At 72.5% G+C, this 24,229-nt stretch carries 19 protein-coding genes and 6 pseudogenes; 11 read left to right on the top strand and 14 right to left on the bottom strand.

What is annotated here, in order from left to right:
- Positions 1-69 precede the first annotated feature (69 nt).
- Entirely contained in the window at positions 70-1,266 is a 1,197-nt protein-coding gene (locus tag Pflav_RS01715) for an FAD-dependent oxidoreductase (RefSeq protein ID WP_173033186.1), read from the bottom strand.
- Between the two features lie 17 nt (positions 1,267-1,283).
- The gene (lgt, locus tag Pflav_RS01710) at positions 1,284-2,534 is read right to left on the bottom strand and encodes a prolipoprotein diacylglyceryl transferase (RefSeq protein WP_232070915.1); all 1,251 of its coding nucleotides are present in this window, start codon (positions 2,532-2,534) and stop codon (positions 1,284-1,286) included.
- Between the two features lie 177 nt (positions 2,535-2,711).
- Here lgt and Pflav_RS01705 point away from each other — a divergent pair, with 177 nt between their 5' ends.
- The 3 genes from Pflav_RS01705 (at position 2,712) to Pflav_RS01695 (ending at position 3,919) form a co-directional block, all read left to right on the top strand.
- On the top strand, positions 2,712-3,206 hold the full coding sequence (locus Pflav_RS01705; protein ID WP_173033181.1) for an NUDIX hydrolase: 495 nt from the start codon (positions 2,712-2,714) through the stop codon (positions 3,204-3,206).
- Positions 3,207-3,293: 87 nt separating this feature from the next.
- On the top strand, positions 3,294-3,551 hold the full coding sequence (locus Pflav_RS01700; RefSeq protein WP_173033179.1) for a type II toxin-antitoxin system Phd/YefM family antitoxin: 258 nt from the start codon (positions 3,294-3,296) through the stop codon (positions 3,549-3,551).
- Positions 3,548-3,919, top strand: coding sequence for a type II toxin-antitoxin system VapC family toxin (locus tag Pflav_RS01695; RefSeq protein WP_173033177.1), 372 nt, complete (start codon positions 3,548-3,550; stop codon positions 3,917-3,919). The genes Pflav_RS01700 and Pflav_RS01695 overlap by 4 nt, the downstream gene beginning before the upstream one ends.
- Here the strand turns inward: Pflav_RS01695 and trpA are convergent.
- The 3 genes and pseudogenes from trpA to trpC form a co-directional block, all read right to left on the bottom strand.
- Entirely contained in the window at positions 3,909-4,709 is an 801-nt protein-coding gene (gene trpA, locus Pflav_RS01690; RefSeq protein WP_173033175.1) for a tryptophan synthase subunit alpha, read from the bottom strand. The genes Pflav_RS01695 and trpA overlap by 11 nt on opposite strands.
- Positions 4,706-5,921: pseudogene (gene trpB / locus Pflav_RS01685) on the bottom strand (tryptophan synthase subunit beta). Before trpB ends, trpA begins: the two are co-directional and overlap by 4 nt.
- Positions 5,918-6,787: an indole-3-glycerol phosphate synthase TrpC gene (gene trpC / locus Pflav_RS01680; protein ID WP_173033173.1), complete on the bottom strand. Its 870-nt coding sequence runs from the start codon at positions 6,785-6,787 to the stop codon at positions 5,918-5,920. Before trpC ends, trpB begins: the two are co-directional and overlap by 4 nt.
- Positions 6,788-7,120: 333 nt before the next feature.
- Between trpC and Pflav_RS44610 the strand changes: the two genes are divergently transcribed.
- Positions 7,121-7,405 (top strand): hypothetical protein, encoded by a 285-nt coding sequence (locus Pflav_RS44610; protein ID WP_232070914.1) that lies wholly within the window; start codon positions 7,121-7,123, stop codon positions 7,403-7,405.
- Here the strand turns inward: Pflav_RS44610 and Pflav_RS01675 are convergent.
- The 3 genes and pseudogenes from Pflav_RS01675 to hisI form a co-directional block, all read right to left on the bottom strand.
- Positions 7,318-7,815, bottom strand: a complete 498-nt coding sequence (locus tag Pflav_RS01675) for a Trp biosynthesis-associated membrane protein (RefSeq protein ID WP_173033171.1) — start codon at positions 7,813-7,815, stop codon at positions 7,318-7,320. The two genes, Pflav_RS44610 and Pflav_RS01675, sit on opposite strands and share 88 nt — an antisense overlap.
- A pseudogene (locus Pflav_RS01670) lies at positions 7,812-9,330 on the bottom strand (anthranilate synthase component I). Before Pflav_RS01670 ends, Pflav_RS01675 begins: the two are co-directional and overlap by 4 nt.
- A complete protein-coding gene (gene hisI, locus Pflav_RS01665) occupies positions 9,327-9,788 on the bottom strand; it encodes a phosphoribosyl-AMP cyclohydrolase (protein WP_232070913.1) in 462 nt (153 codons plus the stop codon). Before hisI ends, Pflav_RS01670 begins: the two are co-directional and overlap by 4 nt.
- A 255-nt stretch (positions 9,789-10,043) precedes the next feature.
- On the opposite strand from hisI, the gene Pflav_RS01660 reads away from it, so the two are divergent.
- A complete protein-coding gene (locus Pflav_RS01660) occupies positions 10,044-10,247 on the top strand; it encodes a hypothetical protein (protein ID WP_173033170.1) in 204 nt (67 codons plus the stop codon).
- 281 nt (positions 10,248-10,528) lie between these two features.
- Positions 10,529-14,101: a midas domain-containing protein gene (locus tag Pflav_RS01655; protein ID WP_173033169.1), complete on the top strand. Its 3,573-nt coding sequence runs from the start codon at positions 10,529-10,531 to the stop codon at positions 14,099-14,101.
- Positions 14,102-14,176: 75 nt separating this feature from the next.
- Here Pflav_RS01655 and Pflav_RS01650 read toward each other — a convergent pair whose 3' ends face one another.
- Positions 14,177-15,178 (bottom strand): aldo/keto reductase, encoded by a 1,002-nt coding sequence (locus Pflav_RS01650; RefSeq protein ID WP_232070912.1) that lies wholly within the window; start codon positions 15,176-15,178, stop codon positions 14,177-14,179.
- Complete coding sequence (locus Pflav_RS01645) at positions 15,175-15,543, bottom strand: MerR family transcriptional regulator (protein ID WP_173033168.1); 369 nt, start codon at positions 15,541-15,543, stop codon at positions 15,175-15,177. Before Pflav_RS01645 ends, Pflav_RS01650 begins: the two co-directional genes overlap by 4 nt.
- Positions 15,544-15,665: 122 nt before the next feature.
- Between Pflav_RS01645 and Pflav_RS01640 the strand changes: the two are divergent.
- The 3 genes and pseudogenes from Pflav_RS01640 to Pflav_RS01630 all read left to right on the top strand — a co-directional run bounded on the left by Pflav_RS01640 (position 15,666) and on the right by Pflav_RS01630 (position 17,805).
- A pseudogene (locus tag Pflav_RS01640) lies at positions 15,666-16,387 on the top strand (ABC transporter ATP-binding protein).
- On the top strand, positions 16,384-17,121 hold the full coding sequence (locus Pflav_RS01635) for an ABC transporter permease (RefSeq protein WP_173033167.1): 738 nt from the start codon (positions 16,384-16,386) through the stop codon (positions 17,119-17,121). The pseudogene Pflav_RS01640 and the gene Pflav_RS01635 overlap by 4 nt, the downstream one beginning before the upstream one ends.
- Positions 17,122-17,191: 70 nt before the next feature.
- Positions 17,192-17,805: pseudogene (locus Pflav_RS01630) on the top strand (TetR/AcrR family transcriptional regulator).
- On the opposite strand, the gene rpsD reads toward Pflav_RS01630, so the two are convergent.
- Positions 17,793-18,401 carry a 30S ribosomal protein S4 gene (gene rpsD / locus Pflav_RS01625; RefSeq protein WP_173033165.1) on the bottom strand — a complete coding sequence of 203 codons (609 nt, stop codon included), beginning with the start codon at positions 18,399-18,401 and terminating at the stop codon, positions 17,793-17,795. The pseudogene Pflav_RS01630 and the gene rpsD overlap by 13 nt on opposite strands.
- 70 nt (positions 18,402-18,471) lie before the next feature.
- On the opposite strand from rpsD, the pseudogene Pflav_RS01620 reads away from it, so the two are divergent.
- Positions 18,472-19,280 (top strand): annotated as a pseudogene (locus tag Pflav_RS01620) (DUF2470 domain-containing protein).
- 83 nt (positions 19,281-19,363) lie between these two features.
- Here the strand turns inward: Pflav_RS01620 and Pflav_RS01615 are convergent.
- Both Pflav_RS01615 and Pflav_RS01610 read right to left on the bottom strand, forming a co-directional pair.
- On the bottom strand, positions 19,364-21,097 hold the full coding sequence (locus Pflav_RS01615) for an ABC transporter ATP-binding protein (RefSeq protein WP_173042173.1): 1,734 nt from the start codon (positions 21,095-21,097) through the stop codon (positions 19,364-19,366).
- Between the two features lie 26 nt (positions 21,098-21,123).
- Positions 21,124-22,928: pseudogene (locus tag Pflav_RS01610) on the bottom strand (ABC transporter ATP-binding protein).
- Positions 22,929-23,033: 105 nt separating this feature from the next.
- Between Pflav_RS01610 and Pflav_RS01605 the strand changes: the two are divergent.
- Positions 23,034-23,663, top strand: coding sequence for a TIGR03085 family metal-binding protein (locus tag Pflav_RS01605; protein WP_173033163.1), 630 nt, complete (start codon positions 23,034-23,036; stop codon positions 23,661-23,663).
- Between the two features lie 8 nt (positions 23,664-23,671).
- Here the strand turns inward: Pflav_RS01605 and Pflav_RS01600 are convergent, their stop codons facing one another.
- Entirely contained in the window at positions 23,672-24,139 is a 468-nt protein-coding gene (locus Pflav_RS01600; protein ID WP_173033161.1) for a hypothetical protein, read from the bottom strand.
- Positions 24,140-24,229 lie beyond the last annotated feature (90 nt).

Here is a 24,229-nt window from a genome sequence, read left to right as displayed (position 1 = left end):
CCGTGTGGCGCGCTGGTTGTCCGCCCGGTCGCGTGACCGCCCCCTTCGGGCAGATTCCTCGGGCAAGGCTCAGGCCGGTGGTTTCCAGGCCGCCGCGGCGGTCGCCGCGCTGCCCATCAGGCGGGGGCTGATCGTACCCAGAGCGGCATCCCGGGCACGCAGCGCGAGCCGGCCGCGGGCCTGGAGCACCGCGGACATCCGCCGGGTCTGGCGCACGACCGTGGCGGCGCGGGGGCGGCGGATACGGGAGTACTCCGCGATCGCCTCCTGCGTCTGCCGGCCGGGCACCGCGTCGCGCAGCACCGATCGGAGCGTCGCCGCGTCCTCCAGCGCGAGGCAGGCGCCCTGCCCCAGGTGGTGCGGCATCGCGTGGGCGGCGTCGCCGAGGAGGGCGAAGCCACCCGGGCCGGCCGGGAAGCCGTACTCCCGGGGCAGCGGCCGCAGCTCGCGCACCTCGTGCTGCACGAGCTCGTCCGGCTCGGTGGCGGCGAGCAGATCCCCGATCGGCGGGTGCCACTCCGCGAACCACCGGCGCAGCAACGCGAGCTGGGTGGCGGGCGGCTCGGGCCGGGGCGCGCCGGCGGCCGTGGCGACCCAGTAGATACCGCCGCGCGTGGAGGCACCGGACGAGCCACGCTGCCCGAGCTGCGCGGCGACGAAGCGGTAGCCCGCGCCGAGCGTCTCCCCCACCACCGGGCGCCCCTCGTTGAGCGGCGGCACGCGGTACCAGGGGATGACGGCTCGCCAGGCCGCGCACCCCGAGCTGACCACAGTGGACTCCGGCGCCAGCCGCTGCCGCACCGCGCTGTCGATGCCGTCCGCGGCAACGACGATGTCGCCCTCGTACGTGGTACGACCGTCGCCCACCGCGGGCCGCTCCCGCTCGTCCGCGCGCGCCGTGCGCACGGCCACGCCGGTACGGATCTCGACCTGGTCGCCGAGCCCGGCCACGAGCGCGTCGTGCAGGTCCTCGCGGTGCACGATCACCGGGCCGCGCCCGCTCGCCCCGCGCGGCTGGACGAGCCACTGCCCGTCCGGCCGGCGGATGCCGCTCTCGGGCAGCGGCGTGGCGATCGCGTCGAGCCCGGCGGCGAGGCCGAGGGCGTCGAGGGCACGTACCGCGTTCGGCCAGAGGATCAGCGCGGTGCGCTCGGCGCGGACCCGGTCGTCACGCTCCAGGACCGTCACCTGCCAGCCGGACCGGGCCAGTGCGCCCGCTACGGCCAGGCCGCCGATGCCCGCCCCGACGACCACAGCCGTACGCATGGGTGGCGCTCCCTACTTCAGCGGTCGTCGGAGGATCGGACCGCGCGGTCCGGCGGGTCGGAGTCGGCATCGCCGGCCGGGTCATTGTCACCATCCGCGGCGGCCTCGGCGTCGGACCTCGCGTCCGCCTTCTTCTCCCGGCTGGAGTCGTCGTCTCCGCCGGCGTCCTCGGTGATCGCCACGTCGCCGGTCCGCTCGGCCGGCTCGTCGTCCGCGAAGTCGTCGAGCAGGTCGCCCGCCTCACCACGCCCCGGCCCGTCGTCGGGTGGCAGCTCGCCGGTCTGCTTGTACCGCTCGAACTGCTCCTCGGTGACCACGCGGTAGCCGCTCGGCTTCGCCTCCGCCCGCTCGGCGTCGCTGCCGGAGACGTCGCGCTGCGAGACGTCGCCGCCCCCACTGCCGACCGCCGCCAGCACGGGCGCGTCCTTGGGCACGAGGAACTCCTGCGGACCACGGGTGCGCAGGAAGTAGATCAGCGCCCCGAGGAACACGAGCGCGGAGACCCAGACGTTGACCCGCGCCCCGAGGATGGTGTTGGCCTCGTCGGTGCGCATCATCTCGATCCAGAACCGCCCAGCGGTGTACCCCATCGCGTAGAGCGCGAAGGCCCGCCCCTTGCCCAGCTTGACCCGGCGGTCGACGAGCAGCACCATGGCCGCGACCCCGATGTTCCACAGCGCCTCGTAGAGGAACGTGGGGTGGTAGAGATCGGGCTCGAGGATCGGGTTGCCGTCCTGGTCCCGGAGGGCGTGGCCCGGGTTTTCCGGATCCATCTGGTGGATCTTGAGGCCCCAGGGCAGGGTGGTGACGCCGCCGTACAACTCGTTGTTGAACCAGTTGCCGACCCGGCCGACCGCCTGCGCGAGCGGCAGGCCCGGTGCCGCCGCGTCGGCGACGGTGGTCAGCGGGATGCCGAGCTGGCGGCAGGCGATCCAGGCGCCGAGCACCCCGCCGGCGACCCCGCCCCATATGCCGAGGCCGCCTTCCCAGATCTTGAAGGCGTCGGCCGGGCTCCCGCCCGCGCCGAAGTAGTCTTCCGGCGACGTGATCACGTGGTAGAGGCGCGCGCCGACGATGCCGAACGGCACCGCCCACACCGCGATGTCGAGGACCGCCCACGGCGGCCCACCGCGGCGGCGCAGCCGAAACTCGGTCACCACGCAGGCGACGGCGATGCCGAGAACGATGCAGAGCGCGTATGCCCGAATCGGGATCGGACCGAGCTCCCAGACCGCTGAGCTGGGGCTCGGAATTGCGGCGACTGTCACGGGTGCACAGGCTACCGTCGTGGGCTGGGCTTCCGTTAGCCCGGTCACGCCCAAATCGGACACCGCCACTATCCTGGCGCCCGTCGCACCTCGCATAGCAGCGTCCGTGACAACGGCCAGAGGTCAACGGTGAACGACGGCTGACTAATCGGTGAGGCAGTCGTACGCTCTTTTGACATGAGCTCTTTGACCTCCGCGGTCGCCGCCGTCATCACCGACGCCGCCGGCCGCGTGCTGCTCTGCCAGCAAAGTCAGGGGCACCGGCTGTGGTGCCTGCCCGGCGGTCGCATCCGCCAGGCCGAGAGCCCGGTCCACGCGGCGATCCGCGACATCCGCGAGGAGACCGGCCTGGAAACCCACATGGTCGACCTTGTCGGCATCTACCAACTGACCGGCGACGCCTGCGGCGAAGACATGCCCGACGTGCTCAAGTACGTCTTCCGCGGCCAGATCGACGGCGGCGAGGCGAGCGTCAACTCGCCCGGCCGGATCTGCTGGGTGTCGTGGCACGACACAGCGGCGCTGCCCGGCCCGATGACCCCGGTCGCCCGTGCGGCGATCGCGGACGCCGTGGCCGGCCACTCCGGGGTGCTCCGCCACGTCGAGCGCGACAGCGAGCCGGAGATCCCCGACGCGGCCGAGGTCGAGGCGCTCGCGGTCGCCGCCAGCTGAGCCATCACATCGCGCGAAAACAGACTCGGCCCACCCACCGAGCTAGCTAAACTAGCCTAAACTAGGCCTCCTAGCTAAGGAGGCGCGATGTCTCGCGAGCCCGCGGCACAGTTCAACATCCATGACGCCAAGACCAACCTCTCCCGCATCATCGAGCGGGTGGAGCGTGGCGAAGAGGTGATCATCAGCCGCGCCGGCCGGCCGGTGGCGAAGGTGGTTCCGTTGACCCGCATGATCCATCGCCTCGGCCGCGGATCGTTGCGCGGGCGGCTGGTCCTTGCCGACGACTGGGATTCCGACTCGGTCAACAAGGCGATCGCCGACGACTTCGAGACATCGCGATGAGACTGCTCCTCGACACCCACGTCGTCCTCTGGTGGCTGGCCGACGATCCCACGCTCCACGTCGACATCAAGGACATTCTCGACGTGGAGCCGGATGCCTACGTGAGCGCGGCGACGCTGTGGGAGGTCTCCGTCAAGCAGGCGCTCGGCAAGCTCGAGCCCGCGGACCTGCCAGACCGCATTCGGGCCGCCGGTTTCCGGGAGCTACCGATGACCTCGACGCACGCCCTCGCCGCCGGACGGCTGCCGCCGATTCACCGAGATCCGTTCGACCGCATGCTTGTCGCACAGGCCCAGTGCGAGGACCTGACGCTCGTGACCCGCGACGAGTACATCCAGAAGTACGACGTGCCGCTGCTCAGCGTTTGACCGCTCGCACGCCGCGGGCCAGGTCGGCGCTGAGCGCGCGCAGCGAAGCAAGACCGGCTGCCTCGTCGGGTGCCTCCAGCACGCACCGGACGAGGGCGCTGCCCACGATCACCCCGTCGGCGAACGAGCCGACCTCGGCGGCCTGCGCACCGTCACGTACCCCCAGGCCCACGCCGACCGGCAGGTCGCTGACGGCCCGGACGCGGGCGACCAGCGCGGGCGCCGCGGCCGACGTCTGGTCGCGGGCACCCGTGACGCCCATGACCGCGGTCGCGTAGACGAAACCGCGGCAGTGCGCCACGGTCATCGCCAGCCGCTCGTCGGTGGAGGAGGGCGAGACGAGGAACGTGCGGTCGAGCTGGTGCGCGTCCGAGGCCACCAGCCACTCCTCCGCCTCGTCCGGGATGAGGTCGGGCGTGATGAGGCCGGTGCCGCCAGCGGCGGCGAGGTCGCGGGCGAAGGCGTCGACGCCGTACCGCTCGATCGGGTTCCAGTACGTCATCAGCACCACCGGCACGCCGGTACGGGCGACCTCCTCGATGGCCCGCAGCGTGTCCCGGGTGCGGACGCCGCCGGCGAGCGCGATTTCGCTCGCCTGCTGGATCACCGGGCCGTCCATGACCGGATCCGAGTACGGCAACTCGACCTCGATCACGTCGATGCCCGCCTCGGCCATCGCGATCATCGAGGCGATGCTGCCCTCGACCGTCGGGAAGCCGGCCGGCATGCACCCGACCGACACCGCCCGACCCTCGCCGCGGGCCTTCTCGAAGACCTCCGCGAGGCTCACGCGAGGAGCCCGAAGTACGAACCGGCAGTCTCCACGTCCTTGTCCCCCGACCCGACAGGTTGACGATGATGGTCGGCTCGCGGCCGAGCTCCTCGGCGAGCACGGGCGCGATGGCCAGCGCCCCGCCCAGCCCGTGCGCGCTCTCGATCGCCGGGATGATGCCCTCGGTGCGGCAGAGCAGCTTGAAGGCGGCCATCGCCTCGGCGTCGGTCACCGGCATGTACGTCGCGCGACCGGTCTCGTGCAGCCAGGCGTGCTCCGGCCCCACGCTCGGGTAATCGAGCCCGGCGGAGATCGAATACGACTCGACGGTCTGCCCGTCCTCGTCCTGGAGCACATAGGTCCGGGCGCCGTGCAGCACGCCCGGCGAGCCGCCGCTGAACCGGGCCGAGTGCCGGTCGGTCGTGATGCCCTCGCCGCCGCCCTCGAACCCGTACAGCCGGACGCCCTCGTCCCCACGAACGCGTGGAAGATGCCGATCGCGTTCGACCCGCCGCCGACACAGGCGCTGACCGCGTCGGGCAGCGCGCCGGTCTGGTCGAGGATCTGCTGGCGGGCCTCCACACCGATGCCGCGCACGAAGTCCCGCACCATGCCCGGGAACGGGTGCGGCCCCGCCGCGGTGCCCAGCAGGTAGTGCGTGTCATCCACAGTGGACACCCAGTCGCGGAGCGCCTCGTTGATCGCGTCCTTGAGCGTGCGCGAGCCGGTCTTCACCGGGATCACGGTGGCGCCGAGCATCTTCATACGGGCGACGTTGAGCGCCTGGCGCTCGGTGTCGACCTCGCCCATGTAGACGACGCACTCCAGGTCCATCAGCGCGGCCGCGGTGGCGGTGGCCACCCCGTGCTGACCGGCCCCGGTCTCGGCGATCACCCTGGTCTTGCCCATCCGCTTGGTGAGCAGCGCCTGGCCGAGCACGTTGCGTACCTTGTGCGCGCCGGTGTGGTTGAGATCCTCGCGCTTGAGGAAGATCCGCGCACCGGCCGCCGCGGAGAAGCGGTCGGCGCGGTAGAGCAGCGACGGTACGCCCGCGTAGTCGCGCAGCAGCCGCCCGAACTCCGCCTGGAACGCCTCGTCGGCCAGCGCGTGCCGGTACGCCTGGTCGAGCTGGTCGAGCGCGGCGATGAGCGCCTCCGGTACGAAGCGCCCCCCGTACCGCCCGAAGTGCCCGCTGACGTCGGGCAGCAGGCCGGCCGCGGACGCGTTCACCGGACCGGCCTGGGGGTGGCGGGGTGGTTGCCGGCGTTGACCAGCGCGGCCACCGCGTCGCGGGGGCTCTTCTGGGTGACCAGGCCCTCGCCGACGAGGACGGCGTCGGCGCCCGCCGACGCGTACCTGATCAGGTCGTGCGGGCCGCGCACACCCGACTCGGCGATCTTGACGACGCTGTTGGGCAGGCCGGGCGCGATCCGCTCGAAGACCGAGCGGTCGACCTCGAGCGTGCGCAGGTTGCGCGCATTGACCCCGATGACCTTGGCGTCGGCCTCCAGCGCGCGGTCGGCCTCCTCCTCGGTGTGCACCTCGACGAGCGCCGTCATGCCGAGCGACTCGATCCGCTCCAGCAGGCCGGTCAGCACATTCTGCTCCAGCGCGGCCACGATCAGCAGCACCAGGTCGGCGCCGTGCGCGCGAGCCTCGTGCACCTGGTAGCTGGAGACGACGAAGTCCTTACGCAGCAGAGGCACTCCGACCGCGGCTCGCACCGAGACGAGGTCGTCCAGCGAGCCGCCGAACCACCGCCCCTCGGTGAGCACGCTGATGCACCGGGCGCCGCCCGCCGCGTACTCCGTCGCAAGATCCGCCGGGTCCGGTATCTCGGCCAGCTGCCCCTTGGACGGGGAGGAGCGCTTGACCTCGGCGATCACGCCGACGCCGGGGCGGCGCAGGGCCGCGTAGGCGTCGAGTGCCGGCGGCGCGGCGGCCGCGAGCTCCTTCACCCGCTCCAGCGAGACCCGCTGTTCTCGCAGCTCGACGTCCGCCCGCACACCCGCGAGGATCTCGTCGAGGACATTCGCGGGTCCCCCGGCGGCCGGCTTGCCGCCCTCGTCGTCCGCGTACGCATGCTCAGCAGTCACCAACGGACTCCCCTTTCCGGGTGTCATTCGCCCGATGCTAGGGGGCGCCACCGACGACTCCGAGTCCGGGGTATGAAGAGCCTCGCGTGTTGGACTCGGGCATAATGCCGGCAAGATCCGGTCCGAGGGGCGCGTTGACCAGGCCGGACCGTGCCGGCCGTCGCCGCCCGGCCGGCTGTTCGCCGCGTCACGTTCGGGCCGTGCGGTGGCCGTCTTCGGGGTGCGTTCCGGGACACTTGACCGACGGGTCATCGGCCCGAAACAGACCTCCCGCACGATCAACGTCAGGCAGACTGTTCGGCGGTGCCTGACACCCGATACCGGAGCGCGACCATGAGCGACACGCAACCTAGCGGCCTTGTCGAGATACCCCGTTCGGTCCTTTCCATCGCTGTCGGCATGATCGACACCGTCGAGCGGGTGGTGATCGGCGACGCCAACGTGCGCACCGCGCGCCGCAACGCGTGGGAGGCCATCTGCGCCGACCGGGCCCGGGCCGACCGCCACAACGAGGTGCGCCGCCTGATCAGTCAGCTCAGCGTCGGGTCCTCGCCCCGGTCGAGGGCGTCCCAGGCCGCCGTAGGACCGTCTGCCGGCCGCCGCGCCGCCCGTTCGTAGCGGGTACCCAGACCGGGCCAGGACGGCCCGCGCACGGCCGTCAGAGCGCCGCCAGCGGCCAGCGCCAGCCCACCCGCCAGGCAGGCGAGGGCCCACGCCGTGGTCTCGCTGAGACCGTAGGCTCCGCCAGCCGCCACCCCAAGACCGACAAGCAGCAGTAGTACGCCGACCCACCGTCGAGCCAAGCGACGGGTGGCCACGATCGCGCCCGACCCGGCAAGACCAACCACTGCGAGGGGCGGGAGCCAGGGCAGGATGTCGCCCCCGGTCCGCGCGGTACGGGTCGGCGTCAGCGGCTCCGCCCTCGTGACCACCTCGACCGTCCAGGTGCGGGTCGCCGCGAAGAGCGCCAGTCCCGCGCCGGCGAGGCAGAGGATCACGGTGTACGCGAGCTGGCGGCGCTCGTTCATCGTGCCGGCCGTAACGTCTCCGCGGCGGCGATGGCCGCCAGGACGGCGGCCGCCTTGCTCTGGGTCTCCCGCTCCTCCGCGGCCGGGTCGGAGTCGGCGACGATGCCCGCGCCGGCCTGCACGTACGCCCGGCCGCCGCGGATCAGCGCGGTGCGGATCGCGATCGCCATGTCCATGTCGCCGCCGAAGCCGAAGTAGCCGACGGTCCCCCGTACAGCCCGCGGCGGGTCGGTTCCAGCTCCTCGATGATCTCCATGGCCCGCACCTTGGGCGCACCGGAGAGCGTGCCGGCCGGGAACGTGGCGGCCAGCGCGTCGAACGCCGTCTGGTCCTCGCGCAGCTCGCCGACGACGGTGGAGACGATGTGCATCACGTGGCTGTACCGCTCGATGGTCGCGAACTCCGGCACCTCGACCGTGCCCGGGCGGCAGACCCGGCCGAGGTCGTTGCGGCCGAGATCGACGAGCATCACGTGCTCGGCCCGCTCCTTGGGGTCGGAGATCAGCTCGGCGGCCAGCCCGCCGTCCGCTTCCGGCGTGGCGCCGCGCGGCCGGGTGCCGGCGATCGGGTGGAGCAGTGCCCGCCGCGGCGTGTCTCCAGCCCCGCCGGTCACCTTGAGGTGCGCCTCCGGTGAAGAGCCCACGATGTCGAAGTCGTCGAAGCGAAGCAGGTACATGTACGGGCTGGGGTTTGTCGTGCGCAGCACCCGGTAGACGTCGAGCGGGTCGGCGGTGGTCTCCCGCTCGAAGCGCTGCGCCACAACGATCTGGAAGCACTCGCCCGCGCGGATCGCCTCCTTGGCCACCTCGACCGCCTTGGGGTACTCCCCCGACCCGGTGCGGCTGCGCACCTCGCCCAGCGCCGGGCTGTCCACTGTGGAAATCATCGGCGGGATGGGGCGGGAGAGGGCGGTGGTCATCGCGTCGAGCCGCCCGACCGCGTGGTGGTACGCCGGGTCGGGGTCGCCGTCCTCCGTGATCGCGTTGGCCACGAGGATCGCGGCGCCCTCGTAGTGGTCGAGCACCACGAGGTCGGTGGCAAGCATCATGCCGAGCTCGGGCAGCGCCAGGTCGTCCTCGGCGAGGGTGGGGAGGCGCTCGAAGCGGCGCACCAGGTCGTACCCGAGGTAGCCCACCATGCCCCCGGTGAGCGGTGGGAGGCCGGCGGGGTCTCGTTGTTGGTGAGGGCGGCCACCGTCTGCTTCAGGACGTCGACGACCTCGCCCTCGGTGGGGATACCGGCCGGCGGGGTGCCCAGCCACGCGGCGCGGCCGTCCCGCTCGACGAGGGTGGCCGCGCTCCGCACGCCGATGAAGGAGTAGCGCGACCACGCGGTGCCCGCTCCCTGCTCGGCGGACTCCAGCAGGAAGGTGCCGGGGCCGCCGGCCAGCTTGCGGTACACGCCGATCGGCGTCTCCCCGTCGGCCAGCAGCCGCCGCGTGACCGGCACGACGCGGCGGGTAGCGGCGAGGGCGCGGAACGTGTCCAGGTCCGGTGTCACCACTCCGGTGGTCATGCTTGCGTTCCCGTCTCTGCCGTTGGCGCCGTGACGGGCAGTCCTGTCTTTGTCGCCGTCGCGGGCAGCTCTGTCTTTGGCGCCGTTACGGGCAGCTCGTCGAAGAAGCACGTGTGGTTGCCGGTGTGGCAGGCCGCGCCCACCTGCTCGACGGTGACCAGTACGGCGTCGCCGTCACAGTCCAGGGAGACGGCCTTCACGTACTGGTGGTGGCCCGACGTCTCGCCCTTCACCCAGTACTCCTGGCGGCTGCGCGACCAGTAGGTGGCCCGCCCGGTGGTGAGTGTGCGGTGCAGCGCCTCGTCGTCCATCCAGGCCATCATCAGCACGTCTCCGGTGCCGTGCTCGCGCACGATCGCGGCCACGAGACCGGCCTCGTTGCGGCTCAGTCGGGCGGCGATAACCGGATCGAGGGAGGACGGTCGGACGGCCTGGGTCGGCGGTTCAGGTACTGGCACAGTGTCCAATTGTTCCGCACGGGAAGTGGTGCCTTTCGAGGGCTGTGCTGAGCACCGCTGGACGGTAGGTTGTCGGTGCGCCGCCAGGGTCTCCGGCGGGGTGCCCAGTTGTCAGGCTGGGCCAGAATCGCAACGGTTCGGGCGTCGTCCGCCTTTTCGTGGGCTGCGCCCTGCCGAAGATCACGTATGGGCGCACCGGGCACCCCGGCATCCGCTCGCCGGGGCCCAGCCGAGCGGACGGAGGACACCAGAGTCATGCAGCCCACCCCCACGTCAGGTCCCCAGCACGACACCGAGACGACAGCCCCACTTCCCGTCGTACCCGCCGGGCTTCTTCCCGGCCAGCGACCGCCCTCGGAGCAGACCACAGCCCTCAACGAGCCCACGTCCGAGATCCCGATCATCGTCCCGCGCGAGCGCGCCGACGAGTCCCCCTGCCGCCGCTCGCCACCCAGCTGATCGACTCCTCCGCAACGCCCCCGGCCACGCCCGCCCCGCCCGACGCCCCCGCGGCTCCTGACGCCGCAACCGCCACAGACGCCTCCTCTCCCACGGACGCCCCTCCCGCCACGGACGCCCCTTCCCCGGAGGACGCCGCTTCCACCACCGAGGCGGACGCGGTTTCCACCACCGAGACGGACGCTGCTTCCACCACCGAGACGGACGCTGGCTCCGCCACCGAGACGGAGACCGAGGCCGCGCCAGACGCGGCGGCCTCCGCCGAGGTGGCGACCGAGCCCGTGGCTGCGGTCGAGACGGCAGTCGAGCCCGAAGCCGCACCTGACGCCCCGGTGGACGCGGCGCCGGACCTGGAGGCGGCGCCCGAGACCGACGCCGTAGCCGAAACGCTCGCCCAGCCCGACGCGGGCGATGCAACCGCTCCCGACCCGGACGCCGCCACCACGACGGACGCCGCCACCACGACGGACGCCGCCACCACGACGGACGCGGCGGAGCCGGACGCCGACGCGTCCGCCGAGTTGGAGGCAGACGCCACCACGCCCGAGGCAGACGCCGCCGCGCCCGCCGACGCCGAGCCAGACGCGACGGTCGACGAGGCGGCCACGGCGACCGAGGCCGAAGCTGCCATCGAGGCTGAGGTGGACAGCGACGAGGCCGACGCCGAGTCCGACGTGGACACTGCGCCGGCGGATGCCGACGCCGACGCTGAGACCGCCACTGCCGAGGCGAGCACCGAGGCCGCCGACGCGGACACCGCGGCCGACGCCACCGACGCGGACACCGAGCCTGGTGCCGACGCCGAGACGGCCGAGGCGAGCACTGACGCCGATGCCACCGACGCGGACGCTGAGACCAGCGCGGACACCGAGATCGCAGCGGACGCTGAGACCACCGAGGCGAGCGCCGACGCCGACGCCACCGACGCGGACGCTGAGACCGGTGCGGACACCGCGACGGCCGAGGCCGTTGAAGCCGCCCCGGCCGATGCGGTGGATGCTGCCGACGAGGTCGCGCCCGAGGCCGAAGCCGGCGAGGCCGAGGTGGACAGCGGGACGGCCGCCGACGCCGAGGCAGGCGTGGTCGCCGAGGCCGAGCCGCTGCCCGACGCTCAGGGCGACGCGCCCGCAGAGCCGGAGGCCGAATCCGACACCGGCGCCGACGCCCCCGCGGCGGCCGAGGTCGAAGCTGCCATTGAGACCGAGCCCGAAGCCGAAGTCGCCACCGAGACCGAGCCCGAAGCCGCAGCGGTTGCCGAGCCTGCGGTCGAGCCCGCCGGTGACACGGCCGCCGAGGCGGAGGCCGACGCCGAAACCGTGGCTGAGGCCGACGCGGACGCGGACGCCGAGCCGGCAGCCGACGCAGAGGAGGCGACCGCGGGCCTGGCCACCGAGCCGGAGTCCACTGAGGACGCCGACGTCGAGTCGGCCGACCTCGCGGACGCTGATGCGGAGGTAACGCCGGAGGCAGGGGCGGAGGCGGCCACGGAGGACGCGGCGACCGACGCGGAGGCGGACACCCAGTCGGCGGACACCGACGACGTCGAAGCCACAGCCGAGCCGGCGACCGACCCTGAAGCGGACGCGGTGTCCGGCGTGGACACTGAGCCGGCGTCCGACGTGGACGCTGCGGCGGATTCGGACGCGGGCACCGACGCAGAGTCAGAGGTGGACGCCGAGGCCAGCCTCGCCACCGCACCTGCTCTCGAAGGCGAACCGGCCGCCGACGACGCAGACGCGCCAGCCGAGGCTGCGGCAGAGACCGTCGCGGAGGAGCCGGCCGCATCTGACGCCGAGGTGGCTGCGGAGGGTGACCCGGCGGAGCCTGACGCGGAGGTCGCCGGGGAATCCGAAGCCGACGTAGAGCCAGAAGCCGAAGCCGCCACCGAGGAGGAGCCGGCGGCCGACGCCGCTGTTGAGGACGGGCCCGAGGCCGCCGCCGCTGCGGAGCCGGAGGTCGCGACCGAGGCGGCAGCCGACGCGGAAGACGAGGCGGACGCCACTGCGGCCGAGCCCGAGGCAGAGGCCGCCACGGAAGCGGACGGCGAGGCAGACGCGGCAACCGAGACCGAGACCGAGCCCGAGGCAGAGGTCACCGCTGAAGCGGCCGGCGACACGGACGCCGCGGCTGAGACCGAGCCCCAGGCGACGGCTGACGCTGACGACGAAGCCGACGCCGCTGAGACCGAGCCCGAGGCAGAGGCTGCCGCTGACACGGACGGCCAGGCAGACGCCGCAGCCGAGACCGAGCCTGACGCAGAGGCCGCCGTCGAAGCGGACGGCGAAGCCGACGCCGAGCCGGCGGTGGCCGCTGAAGCGGGTGGCGCGGCCGAGACCGAGACTGGCGCGGAGGCTGAGGCCGTGACCGAGCTCGCGGGCGAGGGCGAAGCGGCGACGGACGAGGAGCCGGCCGAAGGCGGCGACATCGTCGCGGTCAACGCTGCCGTCTCCGAAACTGACGCCGTGGCTGACGATGCCGTCGGCGGCGAGGAAGCCGTTGCGGACGCGGACACTGCCGGGGCGGATGCCGGAGACGACGCGGCCGAGGTGACCGATGTGGACGCCGCCGCGACCGAGGCCGAGGCCGACGAGAGCGGCACCGTGCCTGAGGCGGACGTGGCCGAGGTCGACGGTGCGCTTGACGCGGAGGGCGCTGCGACCGACGCCGAGATCGCGGACGACGCCGCGGGTACCGACGGGGCGCTGCTGGATGCCGCTGTCTACGTGGACGACGACGAGGCGGGTGGCTACGGCGCCGGCGTTGATTCTGACCTGGGCCTGGAGCAGCCGGCCGAGGTTGGCGCGTTCGCCGTGCTCTCTGGGGCGCCTTCGCCTGCTGATGTTCCTGCCGAGGCCGTGCCCGGCATCAACGGGGCGGCCGTCACCGACGCGTGGGCGGAGCCGGCGGGTCGGGTGGCTGACGAGACACTCATCGAGGAGGAAATCATTCAACCGACAGAAGCCGCCATCGAGCCGGAGGTCAGCCCGTCCGCGGGGTCGCTGGACAAGGACTGGTCCAACCCGGAGCCGAACGTCGCGCCGTTGACGGCCAGTGGGCCGCCGGTCGGAGACGACCACGACTGGACGCACCCGCCGGCCGACGGCCTTCCCGCAGTGGGCATCATCCCGGCCGCGGACGAAACGGCAGCCGACGAAACAGCGGCCGCCGACGCCACGGCCGACGAAAGCGCAGCCGCCGAGACGGCAGCCGAAGAGACGGCAGCCGACGACACCGTGGCTGCCGAGGCCGACGAGACCGCAGCCGTCGACGCAGCAGCGGCCACCGACATCGCAGCCGACGAGACCGCGGCGGACGCCACCGCGACCGAGGCGGCGGCCGAGGCCGACGAAACCGCGACCGAGGCGGTAGCCGAGGTGGTCGCGGCCGGTGCCGACGAAACCGCGGCGGCCGACGAAACCGCGGCCGATGTCGAGGAGATCGCCGCCGAGGCTGAGGATGACGACGCGGAGGAGCTTGTCGCGGCCACCGCGGCGCCGGCCGCGCTCGCGGTGCTCGGTGAGGGTGAGGCGCACAGCGGCGAGCTCGTCGAGGCCAAGCAGTTCAAGCCGGGCGATCTCGCCGAGACGCAGATCGCGGTCTGGAGTGAGGACGCGGCCCGGCAGTTCCGCGAGGACTGGCAGCAGATCAAGTCGAACTTCGTCGACGACCCGGTCTCGGCCGTCGCGCAGGCGCAGGCCCTCGTCGCCAGCGCGGTGCACGCCCTGGGCGAGCGGCTGCTGGCCGAGCAGGTCGACCTCGACCCGCGCCGGCAGTCGGACACCCCGGACACCGAGGCGCTGCGGGTGGCCATGCGCCAGTACCGCGACTTCCTCGACCGGGTCCTGGCCCTCTGACGGGACGCCCTGACCAAAACGCTCTGCCGGAACGGGGGCCAGCCGATGGGCTGGCCCCCCGTACCCGTACCTGGCTCAGTGGCCGATGAAGCGCATCGCACCCTCGGCGTAGCGGGCACCGGCCACCGCGTCGCGCGGTACCGCTGCGGACAGGCGGGACAGCTGCTCCGGGGTCAGCGTGAGGTCGGCCGCCGCCGTGTTCTCCTCCAGGTAGCGCAACCGCTTGGTACCCGGGATCGCCACCACCTCGTCGCCCTGCGCGAGGACCCACGCCAGCGCGGCCTGGGCGGGCGTGCAGCCGATCTCGGCGGCCACCTTCCGCACCTCGTCGACAAGCACGAGGTTGGTCGGAAGGGCGTCGGCGGAGAAGCGGGGTGCGCCGGTGGCGCGGTAGTCGCCGTCCTGCTGGAGCTGGTCGGTGCCGCTGATCGTGCCGGTCAGCATGCCTCGACCCACCGGCGAGTACGCCACCAGCGTCACGCCCAGCTCGCGGCAGACCGCCAGCATCCCGTCCTCGACCTCGCGGCTGAACAGCGAGTACTCCATCTGTACCGCCGCGATCGGATGCACCGCGTGGGCGGCCCGCAGCGTTGCCGGGCTGACCTCGGAGAGGCCGAGGTGGCGGACCTTGCCGGCCGCCACCAGAGCGGCCATCGCGCCGACCGTGTCCTCGATCGGCGTGGCGGGGTCGCGGCGGTGCAGGTAGTACAGGTCGATCGTGTCGACGCCGAGCCGCTCCAGCGAGCCATCACACGCGGCCCGAGCCCACTCCGGGCTGCTGTCGATCCGCGTGCCCGGTACCGCCGAGTGCGCAGCGCCGTCCGGCAGCCGGATGCCGAACTTCGTCGCCAGGAACACCTCGTCCCGCCGCGCCCGCACCACCGGCCCGAGGAGCCGCTCGTTGGCGCCCGCCCCGTACGCGTCGGAGGTGTCGGAGTGGTTGACGCCCAGGTCGAGCGCGCGGTGCAGGACGCGGGTGGACTCGGCGTCGTCAGCCGGGCCGTACACCATGCTCATGCCCATGCACCCGAGGCCGATCGCGGCCACCGGCGCGCCGGCGATGTGGCGGCTCCTCACAGCAGCTCCTGCTCCATCTTCCCGTACACCTCGATCTTGTAGTTGAGGACTTTCAGGTCCTCCTCCAGCTCGGCGATGCGGGACAGTACGCGGTCCCGGTGCGCCTCGAAGATGCGGCGGCGCGCGCCCAGCGTGCTGTCACCCTGGCGAGCCAGCTCCGCGTACGAGCGCATGTCCCGGACCGGCATGCCGGTGCGGCGCAGGCGGGTCAGCAGGATCAGCCAGTCGAGGTCCTGCTGGGTGTACCGGCGGCGCCCGGCCGAGTCGCGCCCCACCGGCTCGACGAGGCCCTCCTGCTCGTACCACCGCAGTGTGTACGTCGTGAGGCCGACCTGCTCAGCGGCCTCGCTGACCGTCATCGTCATGGCTTCCACACTTCCAGTTAGAGCCCACTCGAAGTCAAGGCTCACACAGGTACGGCTTGAGGCCGGCCAAGATTTCATCTAGCGTTGAGTTCATCAGGTGATGAATTTGTTGGGAGGGCATCATGACCAGCGCGATCGAGGTCCGGGACCTCGTCGTGGAGCGTGGAAAGAGAAAGGTCCTGCACGGGCTCACGTGCACGATCCCGCGGGCAGCGTCACCGGGCTGCTCGGTCCCAGTGGCAGCGGCAAGACCACCCTTATGCGCGCGGTGGTGGGCGTGCAGGTCGTCAAGTCGGGCTCGATCAGCGTGCTCGGCGAGCCGGCCGGGTCGGCACCGCTGCGCCGCAAGGTCGGCTACCTCACCCAGGCCCCGAGTGTGTACGCGGACCTGACCGTCCGGGAAAACGCGCGGTACTTCGCCGCGCTGTACGGGTACGACGCGGCCACCGCCGAGCGGGCGATCGCGGACGTGGGGCTCGCCAAGGCGGCGCGGCAGCTCGTGGCCACCCTCTCCGGCGGGCAGCGCAGCCGCGCGTCGCTGGCCTGCGCGATCATGGGCGAGCCCGAGCTGCTGGTGCTCGACGAGCCCACCGTCGGGCAGGACCCGGTGCTCCGCGACGAGCTGTGGAAGCAGTTTCACGACCTGGCCGGCAGGGGCGCCACGATCCTGGTCTCCAGCCACGTGATGGACGAGGCCGGGCGCTGCGAGCGGCTCCTGCTGATCCGCGAAGGCGCGCTTATCGCCGACGACACACCCGCGGCGGTACGGGAGAGGGCCGGCACCGACGACCTCGACGAGGCGTTCCTGCGGCTGATCAAGGCACAGGAGGTGGCACCGGCATGAGCCCACGGATTCTGGGCGCCACGATCGTCCGCATCCTCCGCCAGCTGCTGCACGACCCGCGCACGATCGGCATGCTCGTCGTCGTGCCGGCGCTGTTGCTCGCGCTGCTCTACTTCATGTACGACGACCAGCCCATGGTCTTCGACCGCGTCGCGCTGGTGATGCTCGGCGTGTTCCCGTTCGTGATCATGTTTCTGGTGACCAGCATCGCGATGCTCCGCGAGCGCACGACCGGCACCCTCGAGCGCCTGCTGACCACACCGCTGGGCAAGCTCGATCTGCTTTTCGGGTACGGCATAGCGTTCGGCCTCGCGGCGGCGGTCCAGGCCTCGGTGGCGGCCGCGCTGGCCTACTGGCTCTTCGGTCTCGACACCGCCGGCAGCACCTGGCTCGTCATCCTCATCGCGGTCGTCAACGCGGTACTCGGTGTGGCGCTCGGCCTGTTCTGCAGCGCTTTCGCCCGCACGGAGTTCCAAGCCGTACAGTTCATGCCAGTCGTGGCGGTCCCGCAGATCCTGCTGTGTGGACTGTTCGTCGCTCGGGAGCAAATGGCCGGTTGGCTGGAGGCGATCAGCAACGTGCTGCCGCTGTCGTATGCGGTGGAGGCGCTCCAGCAGGTCGGCGCCAACGCGAATCCCACCGCCACCCTCTGGCGAGACCTCGGCATCGTGGCCGGGTGCGTGGTGGTCGCCCTGATACTGGCCGCGGCGACGCTACGCCGCCGCACCGCCTGAGAAGCTGCCCGACGAAGCCGCCAGGAACGAGCAAAGCCGCCAGGCAAAGAAGCAAGGATCAAGGAAGCACATGGCAAGACGCACCGGGCGCCGCCCCGGTAACCCGGACACCCGCGAGTCCATTCTCAGGGCCGCCCGGGAGACGTTCGCCGAGCGCGGCTACGAGGCGGCGTCCATTAGAGGCATCGCGACCAGCGCCGGGGTGGACCCGGCGCTGGTCCATCACTATTTCGGTACCAAAGAACAGCTCTTCAGGGCCTGCATGGACTTTCCGGTCGACCCGGCCGAGGTGCTCCCGCAGGTGCTCGCCGGCGAGCCCGCGGAGATCGGCGAGCGGCTGGTGCGGTTCTTCCTCCGCGTCTGGGACTCACCGGCGGGGGTGGCCGCGGTCGCGCTGATGCGCTCGGCGGTCTCCAACGACTGGACCGCGCGGCTGCTGCGCGAGTTCGTGACCACGCAGATGATCCGCCACGTGCTGCCCAAGCTCACCGTCGACCCGGCGGACGCGCCGCTGCGGGCCACCCTTGTCGCGTCCCAGATGGCCGGGCTGGCCATGGTCCGGTACGTGCTGAAGCTGGAACCGCTGGCGTCCGCCCCGCCCGAGGTCGTGGTGGCGGCGGTGGCCCCAACATCCAGCGGTACGTGACCGGCGATCTGGGGTCTCCAGCGGCTCAGCGCGAGTAGAACTCCACGACAAGCTGCTCGTCGCAGATCACCCGCACCTCGCGGCGCTCCGGCTCGCGCAGCAGCGTGGTGGTCAACTCGGCGAGGTCTGTCGAGAGGTACGGCGCGGTGGGGCCGTCCACGTGCGCGCCCGCGGCCGCGATCTGGAAGGGCGCCTTCTCCCGGCTCGACTCCCGCACCCGCACGACCTGGCCGGGCCGCACGCGGTACGAGGGGCGGTCGACCTTGACGCCGTCGACGGTGATGTGGCCGTGCGCGACGACCTGGCGCGCCTGGTAGATGGTGCGGGCCAGCCCAGCACGGGAGACCACCGCGTCCAGCCGCCGCTCCAGGAGCGAGACGAGCAGGTCACCGGTCTTGGCGCTGCTGCGGTGCGCCTCGTCGAAAGCGCGGCGCATCTGCTTTTCGCTGATGTTGTACTGGAAGCGCAGCCGCTGCTTCTCCAGCAGCCGCACCTGGTAGTCGGACGACTTGCGGCGCGACCGCCCGTGCACGCCCGGCGGGTATGGACGGCGCTCGAAGTACTTCGTGTCCTTGCGGGTCAGCGGTATGCCGAGCGCCCGCGAGATGCGCGCTTTGGGTCGTGCCTCGTTCACGTAGACGTCTCCGTTCAAGTAGGTTAGCCTGCCCTTACTAAGCCTAACCTAACTGCCGGAGGTCCCCGACATGCAGCCCAGCCCCGCCGAGGTCGCCCGCACGCTGGCCGCCGGCCGGCTCCCCGGCAACGCGCACATCGCCTGCCGGCCGAGCCCGCACCGGGTGCGCCACGCCACCGACGCGGCCGGCCGGGTGCTGATGCTTGTACCGGCGGACGGCGAGCTGGCCGAGGCGCTGCGCCCAGCCGAGGGCGCGGACGACGTGGCGGCGGTGCTGGACGTGCCGGACGTGCCCCGGTGGCGGGCTCGCCGACGCTCGGCCGCGTCTGGGTCTCCGGGTGGGCCAGGCCGCTCACCGGCGTCGAGGCACGCACGGCCGCACAGGACTTCGTGGACATCGACCCGGTCGGCGACTTGCTCGATGTGGGGCGCGGCCAGGTGCTCTTCCGGATGGAACCGGCGGAGGTCCGGCTGGAGGCGGGCGGGCGGATCAGGGACGTCGACCCGGACGAGTACGCCGCGGCCGAGCCCGACCCGCTCCAGGCCGTCGAATGGGACCTGCTGACCGACCTGGCCGACCACCACGTGCCGGAGATGGCCGAGTACATCGGACGCCAGCTCGCGGACAGCGGCCACCGCAGCCCGGCCGGCCCGCCGCCCCGCGTGGTCCGCCTGGACCGCTACGGGTTCGTGGTCGCGCTGGGCGCCCCCGGCCGCGAGTACCGCGCCCGCCTAGCCTTCCCCCGCCCGGTCGCCAACCGCGCCGACCTGGCCCGCCTGCTGCACCCGGTCCTCTGCCGCCGCTGCGCTACCCCTGCTGCCGTTGATCAGGGACTTAATGGGGCGACGCGCCGCACGACACGCCCACCAACTCCCTGATCAACAGCGAGGGGGACGCAAGCCCGTGGCCGGGGCCAGCTGGGGAGCTTGGGAGGGCCGTCCCGGCTGGGCCCGGTCACGCGTCAGCGGGTTTGTTCGAGCCAGGAGGCGTACAGGCGGGCGTAGATGGAGTTGGTTTCCTTAACTAGCTTCGCGTGGGGGCCGCGTTGGACTATTCGGCCCTTGTCCACGACGATCACCTCGTCCGCCGCCTGGGCCGTGGAGAGGCGGTGGGCGATCGCCACCGTCGTGCGGCCGCGGGTGACCGCGTCGAGCGTGCGCTGGAGGCGTACCTCGGTGGCCGGGTCCACGGCGCTCGTCGCCTCGTCGAGCACGAGCAGGTCCGGGTCGGCCACGTACGCGCGGGCCAGCGCCACCAGCTGCCGCTCCCCCACGCTCAGCGCCTCGCCGCGCTCGCCGACCGGTGTGGCCAGGCCCATCGGGAGGCCCTCGACCCAGTCGGCCAGGCCCAGCTCGGCGAAGGCGAGCGCCAGGCCGTCGGAGCCGAGTCCGGGGCGGCCGAACCGCACGTTTTCGGCAACCGTCGCGTCGAAGAGGAAGCCGTCCTGCGGGACCATCACGACCCGGCTGCGCAGCGAGTTGAAGCGCACCCGGTCCAGCGGCACCTCGGACAGCAGCACTTCCCCGGTCGACGGGTCCATCAGCCGGGTCAGCAGCTTGGCGAACGTGGTCTTGCCGCTCCCCGTCTCGCCGACCACCGCCACGCGTGACCTGGGCGCGATCTCCATGTCCACATCGGACAGTACGGTCGGGCCGCCGGGATACGCGTACGAGACGTCGGCGAAGCGGATGCCGAGCGGGCCGGCTGGCAGGTCGACGCCCTCCTTCGCCGGGTCGGCCACGTCCGGCTCGAGCTCCAGCACGTCGAGGACGCGGCGCCAGCCGGCGATCGCGTTCTGCGCCTCGTTGAGCACCTCGGTGGCGATCTGAACCGGCTGCACGAAGAGCGCCACCAGGAAGAGGAACGCGGTCAGCTGCCCAATCGACAGCGTGCCGTCGACGCCGAGCCGCACGCCGACGATCACCACCAAGGCGAGTGCCAGGCCGGAGGCCAGCTCGCCGGTGGAGAAGCTTGTCACGCTCAGCCTCATCGCCCGGCTCTGCGCCGACCGCTGCGCGTCGATGGTCTTGTCGAGCTTGGCGGCGGTACGGCCGGAGACGCCGTAGGACCGGATGACCGCCGCGCCCACCACGCTCTCCGAGATCGCGGCGAGCATCGCGCCCATGCGCTGCCGCACGACGCCGTACGCGCCGGCAAGACGCTTCTGGAAGCCCCGGATCACCACGACCGCGGGCAGGAACGCGAGGAAGACGACGAGCGTGAGCTGCCACGAGTACACGGCCATCACGATCGTGGTGACCACGACCTGGCCGGTGCTGATGAGCAGGATCACGCCGCCCCACTGGAGAAACTGGGTGATCTGGTCGACGTCACTGGTCACCCGGGAGACGAGCGAGCCGCGCCGCTCGGACTGCTGGTGCAGCATCGACAGGTCGTGTACGTGCCGGAAGGTGCGCACCCGCACGTTGGCCAGCGCGGTCTCACTGACCGTGAAGAGGCGCAGCATCATCAGGTACCCGCAGAGGGTCGTGACGACGAGCACGGCGGCGGTGATCCCGACGACGGTGCTCACCACGGCGAGGTCCGGCCCGCCGGGCGCGCGGAGGCCGCGGTCGATGCCCTGCTGGATCGCGACGGGCACCGCCGCCCGCCCGACCATCGACACGACGGCGAGCGCGAGCGTGCCGGCGAGGCCGGTGCGCAGCTCGGGCGAGAGTGCCAGGCCACGGCGCATCGTGGCCCACGTCGAGGTCGAGGTACTCACAAGGCCTCCTCGAACGCCCGCTCGCGCTCCCGCTCGGCCTCGGCCTGCTCGTAGGCGGTGACCAGGTCGGTGTACCCGGGCACGGTGGCCAGCAGCTCGGCGTGCGTGCCGGTGGCGATCACCCGGCCCTGCTCGATGTAGACGACCTCGTCGGCGAGGGCGATGGTGGCGCGGCGGTACGCGACCACGAGGATCGTGACGGGTGGGTCGGCGGACCGCAGCGAGGCGAGGATCGCCGCCTCCACCCGGGGGTCGACCGCGCTCGTGGAGTCGTCGAGCACGAGCAGGCCGGGGCGTCCGGCGAGCGCCCGGGAGAGGGTGAGCCGCTGCCGCTGGCCGCCGGAGAGGGTGGCGCCGCGCTCACCCACGTGGGTGTCGAGCCCTTCGGGCAGGCTGGCGACGAAGCCGTCGGCCTGGGCCATCCGCAGCGCGGCCCACACGTCCTCGTCGGCGACGCCGGGGCGGTCGAGCGTGACGTTGGCCCGCACGCTGTCGTCGAACACGAACGGCACCTGCGGTACCAGCGCGATCGTCTCGGCGAGGGAAGCGGCGCTCAGCTCGTGCGACGGGGTGTCGTCGAGGAACACCGTGCCGGAGCCGGGGTCGACAAGGCGTACCGCCAGCGACGCGATCGTCGACTTGCCCGAGCCGGTCGGGCCCACGAGCGCCACGGTCCGGCCGGCCGGCACCGTGAACGAAACGTCGGTCAGGACGGCCGCGTCCTCGTACCCGAATGAAACGGAGTCGAAGCGCAATGTCGCGGGCCTGCCGTGCGCATCGCGGACGCCGGCGCCGTAGGGCATCTCGCCCTCCGCGGTGAGCACCCGCCGCACCCGCTCCCACCCGGCGACACTGCGCGGCAGCTCGGCGAGGACCCAGCCGATCGCCCGCACCGGGAACGCCAGCACGGTGAACAGGAACGCGACGCTCACCAGCTCGGTGACCGTTACCTGGCCCTGCCGCAGCCGCCACGCGCCGACCAAGAGCACGGCGAGCGTGCCGAGGCTGGGCAGCGTCTCCAGCATCGGGTCAAAGACGCCGCGCAGCCGCCCCACCGAGATCAGCGCGTCGCGCAGCTCGCCGGCGCGGACGGCGAAGCGGGCGGTCTCCTCGGCCTCGCGCCCCATCGTCTTGACCACCAGCGCGCCGTCGAAGCTCTCGTGCGCGATCGCACTCACCTCGCCGCGGAGGGCCTGGGCGCGAGTCTGGCGGGGGCCATGCGGCGGGAATACACGACGTTGAGGGCGAAGAGCGCCGGGAAGATGGCCGCGCCGACCAGCGCGAGCACCCAGTCGGTGGCGAAGAGCGAGACGAACGCGCCGAGCAGCATGATGAGCGTGCCCACCGCGAACGGCAGCGGCGCGATCGGGAACCAGGTCGCCTCGACGTCGGAGTTGGCGTTGGAGAGCAGCGTGCCGGTGGCGTTGCGCTGGTGCCAGGCGACGGGCAGCTCGAGGTAGCGGCGGGTGACGCGGCGGCGGTACGCGGCCTGGAGCCGGAACTGCATGAACGCGGCGCCGAGCCGGCGCGCGAAGATGGCGGCGACCTTGAGCAGGCTCAGCGCGACGAGCACGGCCGCGGCGAGGAAGAGCACGCCGTTCTCCACCCGCCCGTCTTCCAGCGACGGCACGACGATGTCGCCGACGACCGCGCCGACGACGTAGGCGCCGCCGATCGTGAGCAGGCCGAACCCGCCGCTGCCGACCACCGAGATGGCGAAGATGCGAGGCTCCTCGCGGATCGCCTTACCCAGAATGCGCAGGCCCCGGACCAACACATCCCGGCTGGTTCTCTCCGCCACCGTTCCCCCGTAAGCCTCTTTCGTCCTCCCTATCCTTACCGGAGGAAACGCCTGGTGGCGACCGCTTATGCGCTGTGTCAGCCATCACAGGTAGCGTCTTGGGCCATGGCCCGGTACGCCCAGAGTGAACGGCAGCTCCTCGCCGACCTGCTCCTCACGGTCGGGCCCGACGCGCCGACGCTGTGCGAGGGGTGGACGGCCCGCGACCTCGCCGCCCACCTCGTCATGCGGGAGCGCCGCCCGGACGCGGCCGCCGGCATCCTGCTCGGCCCGCTGCGCGGCCACTCCGAGCGGGTGCGCCTGTCGCTGGCGGCGCGGCCGTACCCGGAGCTTGTCGGCATGGTGCGCGCGGCGCCCTGGTGGAGCCCGGTGAGCAACCGGCTCGCCGACTCCGCGGCGAACACCGTCGAGTTCTTCGTCCATCACGAGGACGTCCGCCGGGGCCGGCCCGGGTGGCTGCCGCGCGAGCTGCCCCGCGCGCAGCAGGCGGCGCTGTGGCGGCAGGCCAAGGGGACCGCGAGGCTGGCGTTGCGCCGCGTGCGCGCCGCGGTGCGCATCCAGGCTCCCGGGTACGGGGAGACGACGGCCGGCCTGGGCGGTGAACAGGTTCGGCTGGTGGGGGCGCCGGGCGAGCTGGCGATCTTCCTGAGCGGGCGGCAGCGGGCCGCGCGCGTACAGGTGGACGGGTCGCCCGAGCTGACCGCGTTCCTGCGCACGGCCAAGCTCGGCGTCTAGCGCCTGGCTCAGTCGTCGACGGTGGCCCGCGGCCGGCCGTCCACGCAGGTGACATGCACCTCGAGCCGGCCGTTGCCGTGCCCCTTGCCGCCGCGTTCGAACCGCACCTCGGCCTCGTCGGTGAGCCCTCGGTCGTACTCGACGATCTGGTAGCCGAGCGGCGCCGTGACGCCGTCGAGCTCGACCTGGCCGCCCTCGCAGTGCGCGGTGATCGTGCTGCCGGCCGGGCGGAGCGGGGTGGGCGGCGGCCCGCTCGTGGTCGGCGCCGGGCTCGGGCGAAGGCTCGCGGTGGCCGCCGCGCTCGGGGATGGGATCGGTGAGGCGAGGGCCTCGGCGACCTCTTCCTGGGTGAGGGTCGTCGCGGCCGTACCGGTGATGCCCTCGCCGATCACCCGCACCGCACCCAGTCCGACGACCGTGGCGGCGGCGGCCGCGACGAGCCAACCCACCATCGCGATCACGGTCCGGCTACCCATGTCCACGACTATGCCCTCCCCGCGTTAAGGCGGGCGCCGGGCGACCCTAAGGGACGGTTAACGAGGATCCCGTGGCGTACCGGTGCGGGA

Source organism: Phytohabitans flavus, from assembly GCF_011764545.1.
Taxonomy (GTDB): Bacteria; Actinomycetota; Actinomycetes; order Mycobacteriales; family Micromonosporaceae; genus Phytohabitans; species Phytohabitans flavus.
This window is presented reverse-complemented; position numbering and strand designations above follow the sequence as displayed.

Coding starts and splice junctions, on each gene's coding strand:
- Pflav_RS01715 (WP_173033186.1), bottom strand. CDS start 1,266: ATGCGTACGGCTGTGGTCGTCGGGGCGGGCATCGGCGGCCTGGCCGTA.
- Pflav_RS01705 (WP_173033181.1), top strand. CDS start 2,712: ATGAGCTCTTTGACCTCCGCGGTCGCCGCCGTCATCACCGACGCCGCC.
- Pflav_RS01700 (WP_173033179.1), top strand. CDS start 3,294: ATGTCTCGCGAGCCCGCGGCACAGTTCAACATCCATGACGCCAAGACC.
- Pflav_RS01695 (WP_173033177.1), top strand. CDS start 3,548: ATGAGACTGCTCCTCGACACCCACGTCGTCCTCTGGTGGCTGGCCGAC.
- Pflav_RS44610 (WP_232070914.1), top strand. CDS start 7,121: ATGAGCGACACGCAACCTAGCGGCCTTGTCGAGATACCCCGTTCGGTC.
- Pflav_RS01675 (WP_173033171.1), bottom strand. CDS start 7,815: ATGAACGAGCGCCGCCAGCTCGCGTACACCGTGATCCTCTGCCTCGCC.
- Pflav_RS01660 (WP_173033170.1), top strand. CDS start 10,044: ATGCAGCCCACCCCCACGTCAGGTCCCCAGCACGACACCGAGACGACA.
- Pflav_RS01645 (WP_173033168.1), bottom strand. CDS start 15,543: ATGACGATGACGGTCAGCGAGGCCGCTGAGCAGGTCGGCCTCACGACG.
- Pflav_RS01635 (WP_173033167.1), top strand. CDS start 16,384: ATGAGCCCACGGATTCTGGGCGCCACGATCGTCCGCATCCTCCGCCAG.
- Pflav_RS01615 (WP_173042173.1), bottom strand. CDS start 21,097: ATGCGCCGTGGCCTGGCACTCTCGCCCGAGCTGCGCACCGGCCTCGCC.
- Pflav_RS01605 (WP_173033163.1), top strand. CDS start 23,034: ATGGCCCGGTACGCCCAGAGTGAACGGCAGCTCCTCGCCGACCTGCTC.
- Pflav_RS01600 (WP_173033161.1), bottom strand. CDS start 24,139: ATGGGTAGCCGGACCGTGATCGCGATGGTGGGTTGGCTCGTCGCGGCC.